This window comes from Pseudomonas sp. GW822-FHT07A10 (assembly GCF_058798795.1).
On record NZ_JBXAKV010000006.1, the window covers coordinates 189,318 to 206,643 of the forward strand.

Annotated in this window: 15 protein-coding genes; 7 read left to right on the plus strand and 8 right to left on the minus strand. The window is 59.9% G+C overall.

The annotated features are described in order from the left end of the window. Nucleotides 1–7 precede the first annotated feature (7 nt). Nucleotides 8–1,375 carry an erythromycin esterase family protein gene (locus AC1RL4_RS12965; protein ID WP_096480730.1) on the minus strand — a complete coding sequence of 456 codons (1,368 nt, stop codon included), beginning with the start codon at nt 1,373–1,375 and terminating at the stop codon, nt 8–10. Between the two features lie 360 nt (nt 1,376–1,735). Here AC1RL4_RS12965 and AC1RL4_RS12970 point away from each other — a divergent pair, with 360 nt between their 5' ends. Then, nucleotides 1,736–2,356: a nucleotidyltransferase family protein gene (locus tag AC1RL4_RS12970; protein ID WP_230172801.1), complete on the plus strand. Its 621-nt coding sequence runs from the start codon at nt 1,736–1,738 to the stop codon at nt 2,354–2,356. Here AC1RL4_RS12970 and AC1RL4_RS12975 read toward each other — a convergent pair. Continuing rightward, nucleotides 2,269–2,811: an Hsp20/alpha crystallin family protein gene (locus AC1RL4_RS12975; RefSeq protein WP_019582052.1), complete on the minus strand. Its 543-nt coding sequence runs from the start codon at nt 2,809–2,811 to the stop codon at nt 2,269–2,271. The genes AC1RL4_RS12970 and AC1RL4_RS12975 overlap by 88 nt on opposite strands. 85 nt (nt 2,812–2,896) lie before the next feature. Then, nucleotides 2,897–4,390: an arginine-ornithine antiporter gene (gene arcD, locus AC1RL4_RS12980; RefSeq protein ID WP_096480729.1), complete on the minus strand. Its 1,494-nt coding sequence runs from the start codon at nt 4,388–4,390 to the stop codon at nt 2,897–2,899. Nucleotides 4,391–4,686: 296 nt separating this feature from the next. Between arcD and AC1RL4_RS12985 the strand changes: the two genes are divergently transcribed. Further along, nucleotides 4,687–6,969 (plus strand): heavy metal translocating P-type ATPase, encoded by a 2,283-nt coding sequence (locus AC1RL4_RS12985; protein ID WP_230172800.1) that lies wholly within the window; start codon nt 4,687–4,689, stop codon nt 6,967–6,969. Nucleotides 6,970–6,983: 14 nt separating this feature from the next. On the opposite strand, the gene fnr is transcribed toward AC1RL4_RS12985, so the two are convergent. The 3 genes from fnr to AC1RL4_RS13000 form a co-directional block, all read right to left on the minus strand. Then, nucleotides 6,984–7,730: a fumarate/nitrate reduction transcriptional regulator Fnr gene (gene fnr, locus AC1RL4_RS12990; protein WP_138867161.1), complete on the minus strand. Its 747-nt coding sequence runs from the start codon at nt 7,728–7,730 to the stop codon at nt 6,984–6,986. A gap of 162 nt (nt 7,731–7,892) precedes the next feature. Beyond that, nucleotides 7,893–8,540 (minus strand): BON domain-containing protein, encoded by a 648-nt coding sequence (locus tag AC1RL4_RS12995; protein ID WP_064616928.1) that lies wholly within the window; start codon nt 8,538–8,540, stop codon nt 7,893–7,895. 50 nt (nt 8,541–8,590) lie between these two features. Then, nucleotides 8,591–9,511, minus strand: a complete 921-nt coding sequence (locus tag AC1RL4_RS13000) for a universal stress protein (protein WP_018928184.1) — start codon at nt 9,509–9,511, stop codon at nt 8,591–8,593. 259 nt (nt 9,512–9,770) lie between these two features. Here AC1RL4_RS13000 and AC1RL4_RS13005 point away from each other — a divergent pair, with 259 nt between their 5' ends. Next, the gene (locus AC1RL4_RS13005; RefSeq protein ID WP_086945371.1) at nt 9,771–11,009 is read left to right on the plus strand and encodes an MgtC/SapB family protein; all 1,239 of its coding nucleotides are present in this window, start codon (nt 9,771–9,773) and stop codon (nt 11,007–11,009) included. A gap of 107 nt (nt 11,010–11,116) precedes the next feature. Further along, nucleotides 11,117–12,034 carry a universal stress protein gene (locus AC1RL4_RS13010; protein WP_096480725.1) on the plus strand — a complete coding sequence of 306 codons (918 nt, stop codon included), beginning with the start codon at nt 11,117–11,119 and terminating at the stop codon, nt 12,032–12,034. A 62-nt stretch (nt 12,035–12,096) separates the two neighbouring features. On the opposite strand, the gene AC1RL4_RS13015 is transcribed toward AC1RL4_RS13010, so the two are convergent. Further along, complete coding sequence (locus tag AC1RL4_RS13015) at nt 12,097–12,663, minus strand: GNAT family N-acetyltransferase (RefSeq protein WP_096480724.1); 567 nt, start codon at nt 12,661–12,663, stop codon at nt 12,097–12,099. 225 nt (nt 12,664–12,888) lie between these two features. Between AC1RL4_RS13015 and AC1RL4_RS13020 the strand changes: the two genes are divergently transcribed. The 3 genes from AC1RL4_RS13020 (at nt 12,889) to AC1RL4_RS13030 (ending at nt 16,297) form a co-directional block, all read left to right on the plus strand. Further along, complete coding sequence (locus tag AC1RL4_RS13020; protein WP_230172799.1) at nt 12,889–13,809, plus strand: universal stress protein; 921 nt, start codon at nt 12,889–12,891, stop codon at nt 13,807–13,809. A 105-nt stretch (nt 13,810–13,914) separates the two neighbouring features. Continuing rightward, nucleotides 13,915–14,850 carry a universal stress protein gene (locus AC1RL4_RS13025; protein WP_230172798.1) on the plus strand — a complete coding sequence of 312 codons (936 nt, stop codon included), beginning with the start codon at nt 13,915–13,917 and terminating at the stop codon, nt 14,848–14,850. Between the two features lie 79 nt (nt 14,851–14,929). Beyond that, nucleotides 14,930–16,297: an MBL fold metallo-hydrolase RNA specificity domain-containing protein gene (locus tag AC1RL4_RS13030; protein ID WP_230172797.1), complete on the plus strand. Its 1,368-nt coding sequence runs from the start codon at nt 14,930–14,932 to the stop codon at nt 16,295–16,297. A 69-nt stretch (nt 16,298–16,366) separates the two neighbouring features. Here the strand turns inward: AC1RL4_RS13030 and AC1RL4_RS13035 are convergent, their stop codons facing one another. After that, on the minus strand, nt 16,367–17,263 hold the full coding sequence (locus AC1RL4_RS13035) for a DMT family transporter (RefSeq protein WP_230172796.1): 897 nt from the start codon (nt 17,261–17,263) through the stop codon (nt 16,367–16,369). Between the last annotated feature and the right edge of the window lie 63 nt (nt 17,264–17,326).

The window sequence follows — 17,326 nt, forward strand, 5'->3', positions numbered from 1 at the left end:
ATGCCTGTCATATGCCGAATGGAAAGGTTTCGTCTTCCGGTTCCAGCGCCTGGCTTTTTGGCAGGGGCAACGCGGTTACCGGTTGCGTCTGTTCAATCCAGACCATGGCGTCGAATTGTTCGGTCAGCACTGACTCGAAGTAGTGGCTGCTGCGCTCGCTGGCGGGTCGATAAATCACACCGATGGCCCGCTCCAGCAGCGGTTTGGACAGGGCCCGGCGCAGCTCTTTTCGCTGTGGATCCCGCCAGTCGGTCAATGAAGCCGGGACGCCGGCGTCGAGGAACTTGCGCTCCCAACTGTCTGGCCGGGACGGCCGGATGTCCTTGATGAGCATCTCGCAATCCCAGTCGTCGGCCGCGGCCACTTGGCCACGGTCGGTGCTCATGCCGATCAGAACCACATCGCGCCCATAGGCATTGCGGCACAGTTGACCGATATTGAACTGACCTTTCCAACCCATCTCCGTAGCGGCCGCATTGCCGATATGGGAGTTGTGCGCCCACACCACGGCCTTGGCTTGCGGACCGCGGTGTTCGAGCAACGCACGTAAGGTGTCGAACATGTGCCTGTCGCGCAGGTTCCAGGAGGCCGTCGAACCTCGATAAATCGCTCGGTAATATTGTTCCGCCGCCTGGATGACCCGGGCGTTCTGGGTCGCATCGAAGAACGCTTCATCGTCCTTGATATCCCCGGCCAGTTGCTCGGCCAGCATGGCATTGAGTTGTTCGACCACCGCATGCTCGCAGGGCATTATGCCGTCGCGTTCGACGAAGTGGCCGTACAGCGCAGGATCATCCTGCCACGGGGTCAAACAGCCATAGCGCCGCCGTGCTTCGTGTGCCAGTTGCGGGTCGGCACGGTCCAGATAGCTCAGCACCTCATGGATGGAGTTGCGCAAACTGTAAACGTCCAGACCGCGAAACTCGACGCGCTGTTCAGGTGCGTGTTGGTGGTTGTACTGATGCAGCCAATGGGTGAACGCTCTCACATCGGTGTTGCGCCACATCCAGGTCGGGAACCGGCTGAAAATGTGCCGCGTCCAGGCCGAGCGCGCCAACCCTCTGACATAACGGTCTACATGACCCGCGTCCGGCCAGTCTGCCTCAACGGCCACGATATTGAATCCGTGTTGCTCGATCAGCCGTTGGGTAATCGCCGCCCGGGTCCGATAGAAATCACTGGTGCCATGGCTGGCTTCACCGATCATCACCACGCGCGCATCGGCGAAGCGGTCGAACATTTCGCCAAAGGCTGGTGAGTTCAGTTCCGGCAAGGGTTCGGCGTATTGACGCAAGAGCGGAACAATTGAGGCTTCGTCAATGTGGGTATGCGTGCCATACAGGTGGTCCAGCATGTTTTGGGAAGGTGTGTTCATGAACGTCATCCCCCTAAGGGTGTATTGCCCGACGTGCGATGCGGCGCGGCATCACGTCGACTGTCAGGGCAGGGCTCGCACGGGGTTGTTTTCGATCCATTCGACGTCGCGGGCCTGTACCGCCTCTTCAATCATTCCTACGCCTGAATGCAGTCGAGCATTTGAGTTTTATCAATAGTCGGTGCACAAAATGGCCGATGAATGTCCGGTTGCTGTCTGACCTATATCAATGCCGGGAAGTCTGGATCGGTAATGCTGATTTCATGAAGCCTGTGCGATGGGAGTCATGCCATGAAGCACGCTGTCGCGCCTTTCCAGGCACCTTCGTCGGCCTTGCCGCCCCCGACCAGCGGCAGTCAGGTGGTCGACAACGATCATATCGCTGCGGTTTTTGATGAAATCGCTGATCTGCTGGACATCGAGAACGCCAATCCCTTCCGGATCCGGGCTTACCGCAATGCAGCACGGACCCTGAGGGCGCTGACCTTTGACGTGGCGAAAACCCTCGCTCGTGGCGAGCCGCTACCCAAACTGACCGGGATCGGGGTTGATCTTGCCGGCAAGATCAATGAAATCGTGACCACCGGTGATTGCTCGCTACGTCAACGCTTGCGTTCGACATTGCCACCCGGGCTGGTCGGGCTGCTTTCCATTGCCGGGTTAGGACCCAGGCGCGTCAAAAACCTTTATCACGACCTGGGTATCGAAACTGCGCAGCAACTTCCGGAAGCCTGCGACGCATGCGCGACACCGTCGGCGACATCGATATTCTGGTGGCGGCAGCGCCCTCGGTGGATGTCACCACGCAGTTCATCAGCCATCCGGACATTTTGTCTGGCACCCATAAAAAACCCCTTGTCGGTTTCCCGACAAGGGGCGGGTCTGCCCGGGACTCAGTTGCCTTTGATCTGCACGACCTTGTCAGCCTTCAGGGCTTCAGGCTTTTTCGGCAGCGAGATGCTCAGTACGCCTTTGCTGTAACTGGCTTCGATCTTATCGGCATCCACCTCTTTGGGCAGGTTGAACATCCGTTCGAAGGAGCCATAGCTACGTTCGCTGAGATGGTAGCCTTTCTTTTTTTCTTCCTTCGTTTCTTGCTTTTCCCCTTTGATGATCAGGCTGCCATTGGACAGTTTGATCTCAATGTCCTTCTGATCCATGCCGGGAAGTTCGGCAGTGATTTCGAAGCTTTTATCTTTCTCGACGATGTCTACCGCAGGCATGCTCTGACCGATCAACTCCCGGTCCCACAGGGGGGCGACATCGAACAGTCCACGGTTGAACAGCGACAACCCCGAGCCAAGACTGAAGTCTTCGAACAGATGGTCGACCTGTTGCCGAAGCTTTTCGAAGGGGCGCATCAGTTCAGTTGTCTTTGGGCGCGGAGCGGTTTTCGCTTCGGTATGAACGGGTACTTTCTTCACGGAGTTGCTCATTTTCTTTTCTCCTCTTGGCGAATAAGGTGAGCCGCGAGCATTGGTTTCGGCCCACCACGACAAAACAACAACCCGGCACTCGCCCTTACAAGGCCAGTGCTCCGGACCACAACATCCAGCCGGCGATGGCTGCCGCCACCCAGATAATGATCAACAGTCCCGTCTCGGGGCCGTTGAGCGCTTGTCCCTGACGAGTCTTCAGGGTGCCCAGGTAAATCAACGAGCCGGGGGCGTAGAGCAAAGCGCTGAGCAACATGTATTTAGGCCCGGCGGCATACAGCAACCACAGGCAATACAGCGTGGCGACCGAGGCAATGACCATGTCGCGCAGTTGCAGGCCTCGGTGGCCGGCGTAGGTCTGGCCCTGCCAGGTCAGTTTCAATGCGTACAAACCGCTGAACAGGTACGGCAGCAGAATCATCGAAGTGGCCAGGGAAATCAGGGTCAGGTAAGTGGCGCTCGAGTACAGCGTCAGCAGCAGGAACAGTTGTATGCAGCCGTTGGTGATCCACAGCGCATTGGCGGGCACGCCACGGGTGCTCTCCATGGCGAGCGTACCCGGCATGACCTTTTCCTTGGCGGGGGTGAATATCGATTCGGCTGCCAGCAGCGTCCAGGCGAGCAGGGCGCCACCGACTGAAATGATCAAGCCGATGCTAATCAACATCGCGCCCCACGGCCCGACAACTGCCTCAAGTACGCCCGCCATCGAAGGGTTTTTCAGGGTCGCCAGCTCCGGTTGCCCGAGAATGCCCAGCGACAACAGGGACACCGCAATCAGCAGCAACAAGGTAATGACGAAACCGATAACGGTGGCGCGGCCAACATTGACGCGTTCGGCCGCACGGGCGGAAAACACGTTGGCACCCTCGATCCCGATGAACACCCAGACGGTCACCAGCATGGTGCTTTTGACCTGATCCAGCGTGCTGCCCAGTGCAGGAGAACCCCAGAAGTCGACCATGAAGGTTTTACGCTGGAAGGCCGCGATCACTAGCCCGATAAACAGCAGCAAGGGCACGACTTTGGCCAGTGTGGTCAGGGCGTTGGCTTTGGCCGCGGTGCGCATGCCCCGCAGGATCATCCAGTGCAATGACCAGAGCACCACGGACGCCCCGACAATCGCCGCTTTGTTGTTGCCTTCGCCAAACAGCGGGAAGAAAAAACTCAGCGCGGAAAACAGAATCACCATGTAACTGACGTTGCCGACCCAGGCGCTGATCCAATAACCCCAGGCGGAGTTGAAGCCGAGGAACTCACCGCCCAACGCCCGGGCATAGGCAAACACGCCGTTGTCCAGGGTCGGTTGACGGCTGGACAAGGTTTGATAAACCAGTGCCAGCGACAGCATGCCGACGCCAGTGATCAGCCAGCCAATCAGGATGGCACCGGCACCCGCACTGGCGGCCATGTTTTGCGGCAGGCTGAAAATGCCGCTGCCGATCATCGAGCCGATCACCAGAGCCGTCAGCAGGCTCAGGGACAGGCGTTTGGGCTCCAATTGTCGCAAGCTGCCGGCGAGAGGTTGGGGGGCGGTCGGCGGGAGGATCGGTTGCGTACCGTGCAGATGAGTCGCCATGTTAAGTAAGCCTCCACGAAACGAAAGAATGGGCGCAGACCGCAGATGCGGCGGAGTGAACGTTGACTCTAAATGTCTACGTGAACGCCCCCCGGCTGTTTGATTTAGATCAGAAAGAAAGCAGACAACGATTTTGTCCCGCAGCGGCCATTGCGCTAACGCCAGGCGAAGCTTCAATTGATAGCGCGCAGCGAACATGCCGGGCATTCCAGACCTAAGCTCTACCCATGACGGCGATGAGCCGCAGGCATTTGTACAACGAGGGCTGCGCAGCGTTTCTTGAGGAACCCACATCGATGTTCAGTAAGTGGCTGGACCCGGTTTTATTGCTGCTCACCACCCTGACCCTGCTGGCCGGGGGCATTGCGCAGCTTGCTCACAAGTCTGACTGGGCATCGATTTGCTGGGCCGCGGGCAGTCTGGTGATGGCCCTGGTGCTGCTCGTCGAGATTGTCAGGCGCCTGGCCCGGCGCGAGGCGGGTGTGGACCTGATCGCTCTGCTGTCGATTGCCGCCGCGTTGTTTTTTCAGCAGACGCTGGTGGCGGCGGTGATTGCCTTGATGCTGGCGTCGGGGCGCATCCTGGAGTTCTTCACCCAACAACGCGCCGAACGCGAACTGCGTGCGTTGGTCGACCGGGCGCCACGCGTTGCCTGGCTGCAGGAGAACGGCAATTTACGACAGATTCCGGTCGAGCAGATCCAACCGCATCAGACGCTGCTTGTGCGCCTGGGGGAAGTGGTACCGGTCGATGGCCGTTTACTCAGCCCCACGGCGATTCTCGACGAGTCGGCGCTCACCGGCGAGTCATTGCCGGTCACCCGCCTGGAAGGAGAGCTATTGCCCAGCGGGGTGACCAATGTCGGTACGCCAATGCTGCTGACAGCCACTCGAACCGCAGCGCAGAGCACCTACGCCGGGGTCGTGCGCCTGGCTGAAGCCGCACGGCAATCGCGCGCGCCTTTTGTGCGTTTGGCCGACCGTTACGCGTTGTTCTTCATACCGCTGACATTGCTGATTGCCGGCCTCGCCTGGTACCTGAGTGGCGACTCTTTGCGAGCGCTGGCGGTTATGGTGGTGGCCACGCCTTGCCCGTTGATTCTGGCCGTGCCGATTTCGATCATGTCAGGTATTTCCAGGGCAGCGCGGCGCGGGATCCTGATCAAGGACGGCGTCACCCTGGAAGCGCTGGCCGAGATCAAGCAAGTGTTTCTCGACAAGACCGGCACGTTGACCAGCGGCCACGCCCGTCTGCAATCGATCGAGACCAACGGAGCGCTCGATCCGCAGCGTCTGCTGGGCCTGGCCGCTTCGCTGGCACAGGCCTCGACGCACCCCATCTCCCAGGCCATTGTCGAGGCGGCCTGTCAGCGTGGATTGCCGCTCAGCGTGCCGCAGGCGGTCGAGGAAAGTCCGGGCTCCGGTCTTTGCGGGTTGATCGATGGTCTGCGGGTGCGTTTCGGCACGTTGTCCTTTGTTCAGAATGAATCACCGGTTGGCGACTGGGCCGCCACCATGCTGCGTCGCATGGATTACCTGGCGTGCAGCGGCAGCTTTGTTGAAGTGGACGGGGCACTCGCGGGCCTGCTGATCTTCTCCGACAAGCTGCGTCGGGAAACCCCACTAACCCTGCGCCGACTGCGCAACAGAGGCATCGAGCGGATCGTCATGCTCACGGGCGATCGCGTGGAAACCGCCGAGATGATTGCACTGTCGGCCGGGATCGACGAGTTGCGTGCCGGGTTGAGTCCTGGGGACAAGGTGCGTGCGGTACAGGATGCCTGCCAGCACGCCAGCACACTGATGGTCGGTGATGGCATCAACGATGCCCCCGCCCTGGCGGCGGCCAATGTCGGGGTGGCCATGGGGGCGAGCGGTGCCACGGCGTCCGCGCAAGCAGCGGGTGTGGTGCTGCTGGTGGATCGTCTGGATCGTCTGGTCGAGGCGTTGGACATCGCCCGTCAGACCCGCCACATCGCCCGTCAAGGTGTATTGGCCGGCATGGGCATGTCGGTGCTGGCCATGGGGGTAGCTGCCTTCGGCTACTTGCCGCCGCTGGTCGGTGCCGTGGTGCAGGAGGGTATCGACGTGGTGATCATCTTCAATGCCTTGCGTGCATTGGGGCCGTTACCGGGTTTGCGCCAACGCAAGCTGGCCGCCGAGCATATCGATCACCTGCAAGACGAACACGACCAGCTCGCTTCGGTACTCAGCGATCTGCACCAACTGGCAAGCGACTTCGCCCAGCGCCCACTCGAGCAAGCGCAGAGCGACTTGCTGGCGCTGGTAAAAAACCTGCAGGAATCACTGGCCCGCCATGAACGGGACGATGAGAACACCCTGTATCCGCTGTTGACGCAAAGCCTGCCCGGCGAGGACCCCATGTCGGCGATGAGCCACGTCCACCGCGAGATCTTTCGCCTGATCCATTTGCTGGCGCGCATGAGCACGGATTTCAGTGCCGACCCTGCAACAGCTTCTGTCGATGAGATCCAGCATCAGTTGATCCGCCTGGATACCCTCGTGCGACTGCACTTCGATCAGGAGGAAGAGTTGTTTCGCTACCTTGATAAGCGCTGAAAAGCTATGCAGCGTCAGTGGAGGGCCACCGAATGGCAACCGGCGACCAACTGCTTGAGCCCGTGCAGGTTCAGGATCTTGACCTCACGACCGGCTATTTCCACCAGCTCCTGTTCCCGCAGGTGGGCGATACCCCGGCAGATGGTTTCCAGGCGCAACCCCAGGTAGGAGCCTATTTCGTCGCGCCGCATCTTGAGTATGAATTCGCTGGATGAGTAGCCACGCATGCTCAAGCGTAGCGACAGGTTCAGCAGAAAGGCGGCCAGACGCTCATCCGAGTTCATGTTGCCCAACATCATCAGCAGATCGTGATCGCGGACGATTTCACGGCTCAGAAACCTGTTCAGGTTGTGTTGCAGTGCCGGCAGCTCCCGGGCGAGTTTTTCCAGCTGAGAAAAATGGATGGGACAGACTTCACTGTCCTCCAGAGCAAATGCATTGCAGGTGTGCTCTTCGGCGCTAATGGCGTCCAGGCCGAGCATCTCGCCGGGCAACTGGAAGCCGGTGACCTGCTCGCGGCCATCGAGCGACAGCACGCTGGTCTTGAATGAGCCAATACGGATCGCATACAGCAAGTGCAAGGGATCGCCTGCGCGGTAGAGGGGGGCGCCTTTCCTGACCTTGAACCGTTGCAAAATCAGCTTGTCCAGGCGCTCGAGTTCCAGTTTGTCGAGACCAAAAGGCAGGCAAAACTCTAATACACTGCAATTGGAACAGGCAGCCTTGAGGTGTTGACCCTGAAGCAGGCGGACTTCGGTCATGTCAATGGCGCCATGGGGGTTATATATAAAGCATAGGTGTTGTGCGCCAAGGCACGGATTCCGTTCGGAAGATCGCCGGAAGCAATCGACAAACGGAGAACCGTTGGCCCGTCGCAAGTGCTTGGTATCCCGGGGAATTACAGGTTCCCCGGGATCATTGACTCAGGCAATGCGCAGATGATCATCCACTTGCCTCACCCCCGGTACTGACCAGGCAGCACGTTCGGCGATCTTACGCTCGCGCCATAAATGAACCTTGCCTTCCAGCTTCACCACATCGCCTTCGACCTTGATGTGAATTTCCTTGGCATCGACTTCGGCATTGCGCTTGAGGGCTTCTTCGATACGACGCTGGATATCGTCCACGTTCACTTGCGGACGAAGGACGAGCCGATTGTCCACGCCTACCACCCCCGACAGCTTGCGCACAGCCATCTCGGCGGTTTCTTTCTGGTACTGCCAGTCCACTTCGCCTTCAAGGGTGATCCACCCTTTCTGCACAATGACCTTGATGTCCTGCTCGGGAATGTCGGAGCTCCAGGTGAGGATATTCAAGGCGCGGGAGGCAATGGCGTCGTCCGCCGTGCCGGCGCTTTTCATCGGCCTGACCTGAATTTCTTCGGCCACGGCGCGTACCCCTTTTATGCTTTTTACCGCGCGTTCCGCGCTGACCTTTTGCGCGTAGCTCTTAACGTGCCCGGTGAGCGTGACGACGCCATTGTCCACGGTCACACCGATGTTGGCGGCATCGATCTCAGGCTGGAATTCAAGCTCATCCATAATGCTCTGACGCAGACTCAAGTCGTTCATGGTGATGTCCTTTGTCTGAAAGGTTGGTAGGCCAGGTGCGAAACAGCCCTCTACAGTTCCTCAGGTGAAACCACCCAGACACTGCACGGCATTTTGTACAGCAGATGCTCCACCGTGCTGCCCACCAGTCGACCCACGCCCCGGTGGCCGACCCGGCCCATGACAAGCACGTCGATGTCGTAGGCATCGGCGTATTGGGTAAGAACCTTGGTCGGGTTGCCCATGATCATGTGCTGTTGCTCTGGCGCAATACCATTGCGCTCAGCCAGTTCACGGAAGGCATCGGCCTGAGCATCAAACAGTGTCTTGGCTTTGCCTGGGGAAAACAGCGCTGAGCTACTGTCGAAATCGAACTCGTCCGCACTGAGGGATGAAAGATCGTGGGCGTAGATCACGTCGAGCTGGGCGTTACAGGTGCTGGCCAGTTTTGAGGCCTCGCGCAAAATCCTGTCGTTGAAATCCTTGTACTGGGTATTGCTATGGAAGGGATCGACCGCGGCGACGATTTTGCGCGGCAGCGCGTGCTTCACGTGGCTGACAAAATGCAGCGGTACCGGGCATTCGCGCAGCAAATGGATATCCAGGGGCGTGAACATGATGCGTGACAGCAGCGACTCGTATTCCAGTGCCTTGATCAGTACCGCCATCGGCTGTTCTTTGAGATGAATGAGGATTTCCTGCAAAGGTCGTTCAACCCAGATCACCTCCGTGGTGACGGGCACCCCGATTTTACGCAAGGGGCGGGCCTGTTCTTCGAGCCATTGCCGATGGCGCTCGACATACCCCAGCCGCATCTCCTCCAGCGCTTGTTCGTTGACCATGCTCGCCGTTGCCAGCCCTTGCAGGTAATCGAAGGCGACGATATGCAGGGCCGCGCCCGAGGCCTTGGCCAATGCAGCGGCGCGGTCGAACGCGGGGCTGTTTTCCATCAGGGGCGAGACGACCAGCATGAAGCGTGATTGCTCAGACATGACCAAACTCCCGTCAATAATCGTAGATATTCCTGTACTCACTGGCACCCCTGCGTTTGGGCAGTGGTCCTCTGGCTTTTATCCTGCCGCTGATCGGGGGGCCGGGATTGATCTTTATCAATCTGGCGAGTGATCCAGCTTGCTGCCCGACGTGTGGCGGGGGGCGCCAGGTCCATCTATAAAACATTGACCACTATCAATCTCTCCTGCGTCATGCCGGTGCAGTCTTGGGGTTGTGGCTTACCCGGACAGGAGTCATATGAACGAAACCTTGGGCCTGACAGGGGCGGCAGCTGCGCTGGGGATCGGCATGCTCGTCGGCCTTGAACGTGAACGGCACAAGGGGCGCGGGGACAGTCGCGCCTGTGCCGGATTGCGCACGTTCGCGATCACCGCGTTGCTGGGTTATGTGGCGATGCAAATCGGTGGTGGTTTGCTGGTGGGCATCATGGCGGTTTCGGTGGCCTTGCTGGTCACTGTGGCTTACTGGCGAAGCCTGGGCACTGACCCTGGTGTCACCAGTGAAGTGGCGTTATTCACGGTATTGGCATTGGGGGCGTTGTGTAACAGCGCGCCCGAACTGGCCATCGCCATTGGCGTGGTGGTGGCGGGGCTGCTGACGTATCGCCAGAAACTGCATCATTTTGCGCGCAGCCAATTGACTGAAAGGGAGATGCGCGACGGTCTGGTGCTGTTGGTCGCTGCCCTGGTGGTGTTGCCATTGGCGCCGGATCGCTTTATCGGCCCCTATGCCGCCATCAATCTGCGCACCATTTGCACCCTGACGGTGTTGCTGATGGCCGTCGGGGCGGTCGGGCATATTGCCGTTCGTACCCTGGGTGCCCGTTACGGCTATGTGGTCAGCGCCATCGCCTCCGGGTTTGCTTCCAGCATCGCGACCATCGCCGCGATGGGGCACCTTGTCGCCAAGGAGCCAGGCAACATCAAAGTCTTGAGTGCGGCAGCGATGCTGTCCAACCTGGCGACCATCATTCAGGTCGGCCTGATCCTGGGGGCGGTCGACATCGGTCTATTGCGCTACATGTGGGGGCCGCTGTTGTTGGGTGCCGCCGCCACGGCGCTGTATGGCTTGAGCCTGATGTTGCCCAAACCTGCGAGTGGCGACAATCAGCCGGTCAAGGTCGGCGGTGCGTTCAACCTCAAGCTGGCGTTGGTCATCGCACTGACCATGACCGGCGTTACCTTTGTGTCTTCGATGGTGCTCAATCACTTTGGCGAAGTGGGCGTGATGGTCACGACGACGCTCACCGGTTTCGCCGATGCCCATTCTTCGACGGCGTCCATTGGCGCCCTGGCCAAGGCCGGACTGTTGCCGTTCGACGCCATTGCCGGGCCCACGCTGGTTGCCATCAGCAGTAACTCCCTGAGCAAATGCCTGGTGGCCTGGGTCAGCGGTGGGCGACGGTTCGCCGCGTATGTCATTCCCGGCCAGGTCTTGCTGACGTTGGCGATGTGGGTGGGCATGCTGCTGCATTAACGGGCATCCGAGCGCTCTAGCTGACAAAGATCAAGTCGCCCGAATCTGCCGCGATCACTCTAGGGTTCTACTCATTGCATCGAGATGGCCGCGTGCCGAGGTGTCCCATGTCGCAGACTCAGCGTTTACTGTTGATCGCCCCCCATTCCATGACCCGTACTCCGGCGTTCGACCGGGCCGCCGCGTTGGCCCGCGCGATGCAATCGCCGCTGCACATCGTGGCATTCGATTACTTGCAGGCCTTGGCCGTCGCCGGCCTGTTCGCCCCCGAGCAAATTGCCCAGGCCCGGGAAGGCTATTTGCAAACCCATCGGCAATGGCTTGCCGAGCAAGCACATTTGATAAGCAAGCACGGCGTCGAGGTCACCAGCGAGGTGGTGTGGGTACAGCACCCTTACGAGGAGATCCTGCAATTCGTCAACGAGATGTCGCTGAGTCTGATCATCAAGGACGCCCAGGAAGAGTCGGCGTTGAAACGGGTGTTCTTCACTCCGCTGGATTGGCAGTTGTTGCGCGATTGCCCGGTGCCGGTGCATCTGGTGACCAACGCCCGGAACGCGCGGCCACGTAACGTGCTGGCCATCGTCGATGTGCTGCGCAGCGAAGAGCAGGACCTGGTGTTCAATGACCAGATTATCGACGCCGCCACCAAGCTGGCTGAACAGTGTGAGGCGCAGATCGAGTTGGTGCATGCGTATGACTGGACAGCCGTGTATGCCCTGGACATGGGCGTTGGCGCACTCCCGTTGGCCTCCGGTCTTTATGAAGCCATGGGCACGGCGCAACACCAGGCGTTCACGGTACTGGCCGAGCGTCACGGCGTGCCGTCGCAGCGTCGGCACTTCATTGAAGGTGCGCCAGTGCCGAGTATTTGCAAGTTCGTCGAGGACCATCACACCGATGTCATTGTGATGGGGACGGTGCAGCACTCGGGGTTGAACAAGCTATTGGGGACCACTGCCGAACAGCTCTTGCACCGAGCCCCTTGCAGTGTGCTGGCGATCAAACCCGACAGGTCGCTGTAACCCTGAACGTAGACTTGCCCCACGGCGGACCGTTGGCCGGTACGTCGTGGGGCAATCGGCTTTTATGACATGTACAGACGATGGATGACCTGACGACTGTCGTTAGGGTCATTGTGCCGCTCGAAACCCAAGGCTTTGGCCAGGTCGCGCATGGAGGTATTGCTTGCAGCATCGATCGAATACATCTGATTAAAGCCGTTTCTGCGGGCGGCCTTGATCAGATGCTCCATCAAGGCGGTGCCGAGGCCCAGATGCTGCCATTCATCGGCGACCGTCACCGCGCACTCACACTCATGTTCCGACGTGGCGGCGTAGCGGCTGATGCCGATTTCGATCAATTTGCCGTTTTCGTGAACCAGCGCAATGTAAGCCATGCGCTGTTTGTTATCAGTGTCCATCAACTGATCGAGCATGGCGGCGCCGGGCTCGTTGATCTGCGCGAGGAAACGCATGTGCCGGGACTCGGGCGACAGGCGCTTGATGAAGGCGTATTCAAGTTCGCGGTCCTTTTCCAGCAGTGGCCGGATCAGCACATGGCGGCCGTCCCTGAGCGCTTCGATCCAGTATTTTCCGGGGACTGCGGCATAGGCGGCCGCGGCCCGATCATTGTGGTCTTTGACAGTGAGCATGGATGGTCCTCCATCTTGTTTGAAAGGTCGGTGCGTATTCACCCATCACGCGGTTGATTCCTTTCTACGCCACTGGCAGCCCTTGAATCTGATCTGGATCAGACACCTGTCACGAGGGCGTTCATTTGCGGGTATTTGATGTAAATCAACCTCGGGGAGGGGGCAACGAGCGCAGTCTTGGCCCATGCCGGCGGGTAAGGGACCGGTTTCGAGCGGAGGTGTGAGATGGGGCAATATCAACGTTTGTTACTGATCGCCGACCGGACCCTGCATCAGTCTCCTGCCTTGCTCCGGGCTGTCGCGCTGGCCAAGGCAAGCGGGGCCGCGCTGGATGTGCGGGCCTTTGTCGATCCAGCACCGATTGTTCATTTATGGGAAGAAAAAATCGACGAGGCGGGGTATCAGCGCTATCTGCGCCACTGTCATCGTTGGGTGGCTGACGAGGTCGAGCGGCTCAGCGGGCAGGGCGTGGACGTGACGGTTGAAGCGGTCTTCACCACCCATCCGTTGCTGGACATTTTGAAGGCAGTCGAAGACCTCAAGCCCGACCTGCTGATCAAGGATGTCACCCTGGAACCGGCGCTCAAACGGGTGTTCATCACTCCGCTCGATTGCCATCTATTGCGCGAATGCACGATCCCCGTGCACCTGGTCAATCAGGTCCGTTACGGGTTGCCGCACCGGGTCGTGGCCGCCGTGGACCCGTTCGATCCGGCGACGCAAATCAGTGGATTGAACGACACCATCATCCAGACGGCCAACGCGCTGGCGCTGCAATGCGACGCACCGCTGCATCTGCTGTACGCCTACGACTTGTCGCCGGCGTTCAATGGCGATGCACCGTTGATCGCCGGTGGCTGGGGCGTGGACTTCGTCGAAGAATTGCGCGAATCCCTGCATCGGGCATTTATCACCCTGGCGGATCGTTACGGTGTTCCTCCCGAGCGTCGGCACTTTGTCATGGGCCTGCCGGTGCCGGTGATCAGTGAGTTTGTCGAGCAATACCTGGCGGATGTGGTGGTGATGGGCACTGTGCATCGCGTGGGGATCGACCGGTTGATTGGCAGCAACACCGAGCGGGCGTTGTACTCGGTACTGGGCAGCATTCTGGCGGTCAGGCAGCCGGGTTCGAGCGTCGCGCAGTAAGCCGATCGCTGGCCGGCCATTAGTTGATAAAAATCAGAGCCGCATGGCGAGAGCCCCCCGATACTTGAGCCACAACCTGAAGCTATCCAGATGAGGTGGGTGAGGGTGAAAATTCAACGTTTGCTATTGATTGCCCCGACCGAAATGGTCCGCACCCCGGCGTTCGATCGGGCGCGGGCCCTGGCCTGTGCAACCGGTGCGATGCTGCACATTGTCGCTTTCGATTATGTCCAGGCGCTGGCGGCGGCCGGCCTGTTTGACCACGACGCCATGGCCCAGGCGCGGGAAGGTTACTTGCAGGTACATCGTCACTGGCTGGAGCAGCAAGCCCGGTTTCAACGATGCGAAGGCGTGCAGGTGACCACTGAAGTGGTGTGGGCCAGACCGACCCTGGCGCATCTGCTGGAGTACGTGAATGACTTCCATGCGGACCTGGTGATCAAGGACACGCACCGCGTATCGGCCCTCGATCGCGCTTTCCATCGGCCTCTGGACTGGCAGTTGCTGCGCGACTGTCCGGCGCCCTTGCACCTGGTCATCGATGCCACAAATCCCAAGCCGTTGAGCATACTGGCGACCATCGATTTGTCCCATCTGGAGGAGCTGACCCAGGGGCTCAATGACCGGATTCTCGACCTGGCTTCGAGCCTGGCCGAATCTTGCGGCGCCACCTTGCACCTGCTCAATGTCAGCGGCTGGTCGGAGTTGGGCGAGGCGCAAGTGAATGTGCCGACAGCGACTCTCGATGACAGTTTGGGAGACGCGGTCAACGATGCCCAGTTGGAGGCCTTTGAAGCGCTTGCCGAACGCTACGGAGTCGAGAAACAACGGCGCCATCTGCTGCCCGGCATCCCTCCCAAGGTGATTGCCCATTTCGCGCAACAACATGCCTTCGACATGGTGGTGCTGGGAACGACCTACCATCGCGGGATCGATATATTCATCGGCAGTACGGCGGAAAGCGTATTGAACCGGTCGCCCTGCAGCCTGGCGATCATCAAGCCATTGCCCCGGCTCGACAGAGAAGATGAACCAGTGTGACCTAGATTGATAAAAATCAACTGCCCACAAGCGCAAAGGAGCGATCAATAGTGCTCCATGAATGCTCAAGGAAACGGCCATGCGAATGACATTTCTCGGTGCTGCGGGCACGGTTACGGGCAGCAAGTACCTGCTGGAACATCGCGACCAGCATGTGCTGATCGATTGCGGCCTGTTCCAGGGCTATAAACAATTGCGCTTGCACAACTGGGACCCATTCCAGCTGCCGGTTCGCGACCTCGAAGCCATTGTGCTGACCCACGCTCATCTGGATCACAGCGGCTACCTGCCGGTGTTGGTGCGCAACGGTTATCGCGGCCCGGTGTATGCGACGCCAGCCACCTGTGAACTGGTGAAAATCCTGCTGTGCGACAGCGGCCGCTTGCAGGAAGAAGAGGCCGAGTTCGCCAATCGCCATGGCTTCTCCAAACACTCTCCGGCCTTGCCGCTGTACACCGAGCAAGACGCCGAGCGGGCATTGAAATTGCTGCGGCCGGTGCAGTTGCACCACCGGGTCGACATTGTCCCGGGGATGAGCATTCTGTTGCGCGGTGCCGGGCATATTCTGGGCGCAGCGACCGTGGAAGTCGTCGCCGATGGCATGACCCTGGTGTTCTCCGGGGATCTGGGGCGGCCGAACGATCCATTGATGTTTGCCCCGGAGACGATCGAGCAGGCCGATTATCTGCTGGTGGAGTCGACCTATGGTGACCGTCGGCATCCCGACGAGCCCCCGGAGGATCAACTGGCCGAGGTCATCACCCGTACCGCGCTGCGCCATGGCATCACGCTGGTGCCATCGTTCGCGGTCGGTCGCGCGCAGTTGCTGATGTATCACCTGTATCGCTTGCAACAAAAACGCGCGATTCCCGACCTGCCGATCTACCTCAACAGCCCCATGGCCACCGACGTCACGCGCTTGTACCAGCGCTTTCGCAGTGAACACCGGTTGTCCCTGGAAGAGTGCGAAGGCATGTGCCGTGTCACGCGTTTTGTGCGCTCCACCAGAGATTCCATCGAGCTGGACCAGCAGCGCACACCGGCGGTGATCATCGCCGCCAGCGGCATGGCCACTGGCGGGCGGGTGCTGCACCACCTCAAGGCGCTGGCGCCCAACCCGCTCAATACGCTGCTGGTGCCGGGCTTTCAGGCGGGCGGCACCCGCGGCGCGCAGATCATCGCAGGCGCCCCGTCAGTACGTATTCACGGCAAAGACGTGCCGATCCGCGCCGAAGTGGTGCCGATGGAAACCCTGTCCGCGCACGCCGACTGCGATGAAATCATGCTGTGGTTGCGCGGCTTCAAGCGACCGCCGAAACACACCTATGTGGTACATGGCGAACCCAATGCCTCGGATGTATTGCGCCGGCGAATCAGCCTGGAGCTGGGCTGGTCGGTCTCGGTGCCGGAGTACCGCGATAGCGTGGAGCTGACGGGGCCTCTTTAGTGCTCTGGCCACTATAGAAAAGGGGCTCTAAAAAAGCCCCTGGCCGATTTGTTTCGCCACGCGAGCCGTCTATTTCGAGAACTTTCGTGCCCCGGCCACGCAAAGAATCACTGCCACGGTCACCCCCAGCATGGCAACGCTGACCTGCTCATGCAGCAACGTGGCCGCCAGTGCCAGGCCGAAAAACGGCTGCAGCAACTGAAGCTGGCCGACGGCGGCGATCCCGCCCTGCGCCAGCCCGCGGTACCAGAACACAAAGCCAATCAACATGCTGAACAGCGAGACGTAAGCCAGGCTCAACCACGCAGGCGGGGTAATTGCCGAGAGCGAAGGCGGGGCCAGCAACCAGGTCAGCGGCGCCATGACGGGCAGCGACAGCACCAGCGCCCAGGAAATCACCTGCCAGCCTCCCAGAGTCTTGGAAAGCTTCGCACCTTCGGCATAGCCCAACCCGCACGCCAGGATGGCCAGCAACATCAGAATGTCCCCCGCAGGAGAGGCCGTCAGGCCTTGGGAGACGGCAAACCCCACCACCAGCAGGCTGCCCAGCACCGAGAAGAACCAGAACACCGGCCGGGGCCGCTCGCCGCCGCGCCAGACCCCGAACGCTGCGGTGGCGAGCGGCAACAGGCCAACGAAGACGATGGAGTGCGCAGACGTTACATATTGCAGCGCCAGTGCGGTCAACAGCGGAAACCCTAATACAACGCCCAGGGCCACGATGGCCAGGGAGAACAGTTGATGCCTGGCCGGGCGTTTTTCCTTGAACAGCAACAGCAAGCACAGCGCCACAATGGCAGCGATACTGGCCCGGGCAACCGTCAGGAAGACCGGGTCGAACTGTAGAACGGCCACCCGTGTCGCCGGCAGCGAGCCGCTGAAGATGAGCACGCCAATGAACCCGTTGAGCCATCCGCTCGCGGTCTTTTCCGTGGTGTGCTGTTGCAGGTTCGATGTGCGTTCCATTCTGGATCCCCTTCATGCTCAGGTTGCATGGAAGGCATCGTATGGACGAAACTCAATACAATC

What these genes read in the sequence shown, in the direction of transcription:
- AC1RL4_RS12965 (WP_096480730.1), bottom strand. Translation starts at nt 1,375, where the DNA reads ATGAACACACCTTCCCAAAACATGCTGGACCACCTGTATGGCACGCAT.
- AC1RL4_RS12975 (WP_019582052.1), bottom strand. Translation starts at nt 2,811, where the DNA reads ATGAGCAACTCCGTGAAGAAAGTACCCGTTCATACCGAAGCGAAAACC.
- arcD (WP_096480729.1), bottom strand. Translation starts at nt 4,390, where the DNA reads ATGGCGACTCATCTGCACGGTACGCAACCGATCCTCCCGCCGACCGCC.
- AC1RL4_RS12985 (WP_230172800.1), top strand. Translation starts at nt 4,687, where the DNA reads ATGTTCAGTAAGTGGCTGGACCCGGTTTTATTGCTGCTCACCACCCTG.
- fnr (WP_138867161.1), bottom strand. Translation starts at nt 7,730, where the DNA reads ATGACCGAAGTCCGCCTGCTTCAGGGTCAACACCTCAAGGCTGCCTGT.
- AC1RL4_RS12995 (WP_064616928.1), bottom strand. Translation starts at nt 8,540, where the DNA reads ATGAACGACTTGAGTCTGCGTCAGAGCATTATGGATGAGCTTGAATTC.
- AC1RL4_RS13000 (WP_018928184.1), bottom strand. Translation starts at nt 9,511, where the DNA reads ATGTCTGAGCAATCACGCTTCATGCTGGTCGTCTCGCCCCTGATGGAA.
- AC1RL4_RS13005 (WP_086945371.1), top strand. Translation starts at nt 9,771, where the DNA reads ATGAACGAAACCTTGGGCCTGACAGGGGCGGCAGCTGCGCTGGGGATC.
- AC1RL4_RS13010 (WP_096480725.1), top strand. Translation starts at nt 11,117, where the DNA reads ATGTCGCAGACTCAGCGTTTACTGTTGATCGCCCCCCATTCCATGACC.
- AC1RL4_RS13015 (WP_096480724.1), bottom strand. Translation starts at nt 12,663, where the DNA reads ATGCTCACTGTCAAAGACCACAATGATCGGGCCGCGGCCGCCTATGCC.
- AC1RL4_RS13020 (WP_230172799.1), top strand. Translation starts at nt 12,889, where the DNA reads ATGGGGCAATATCAACGTTTGTTACTGATCGCCGACCGGACCCTGCAT.
- AC1RL4_RS13030 (WP_230172797.1), top strand. Translation starts at nt 14,930, where the DNA reads ATGCGAATGACATTTCTCGGTGCTGCGGGCACGGTTACGGGCAGCAAG.
- AC1RL4_RS13035 (WP_230172796.1), bottom strand. Translation starts at nt 17,263, where the DNA reads ATGGAACGCACATCGAACCTGCAACAGCACACCACGGAAAAGACCGCG.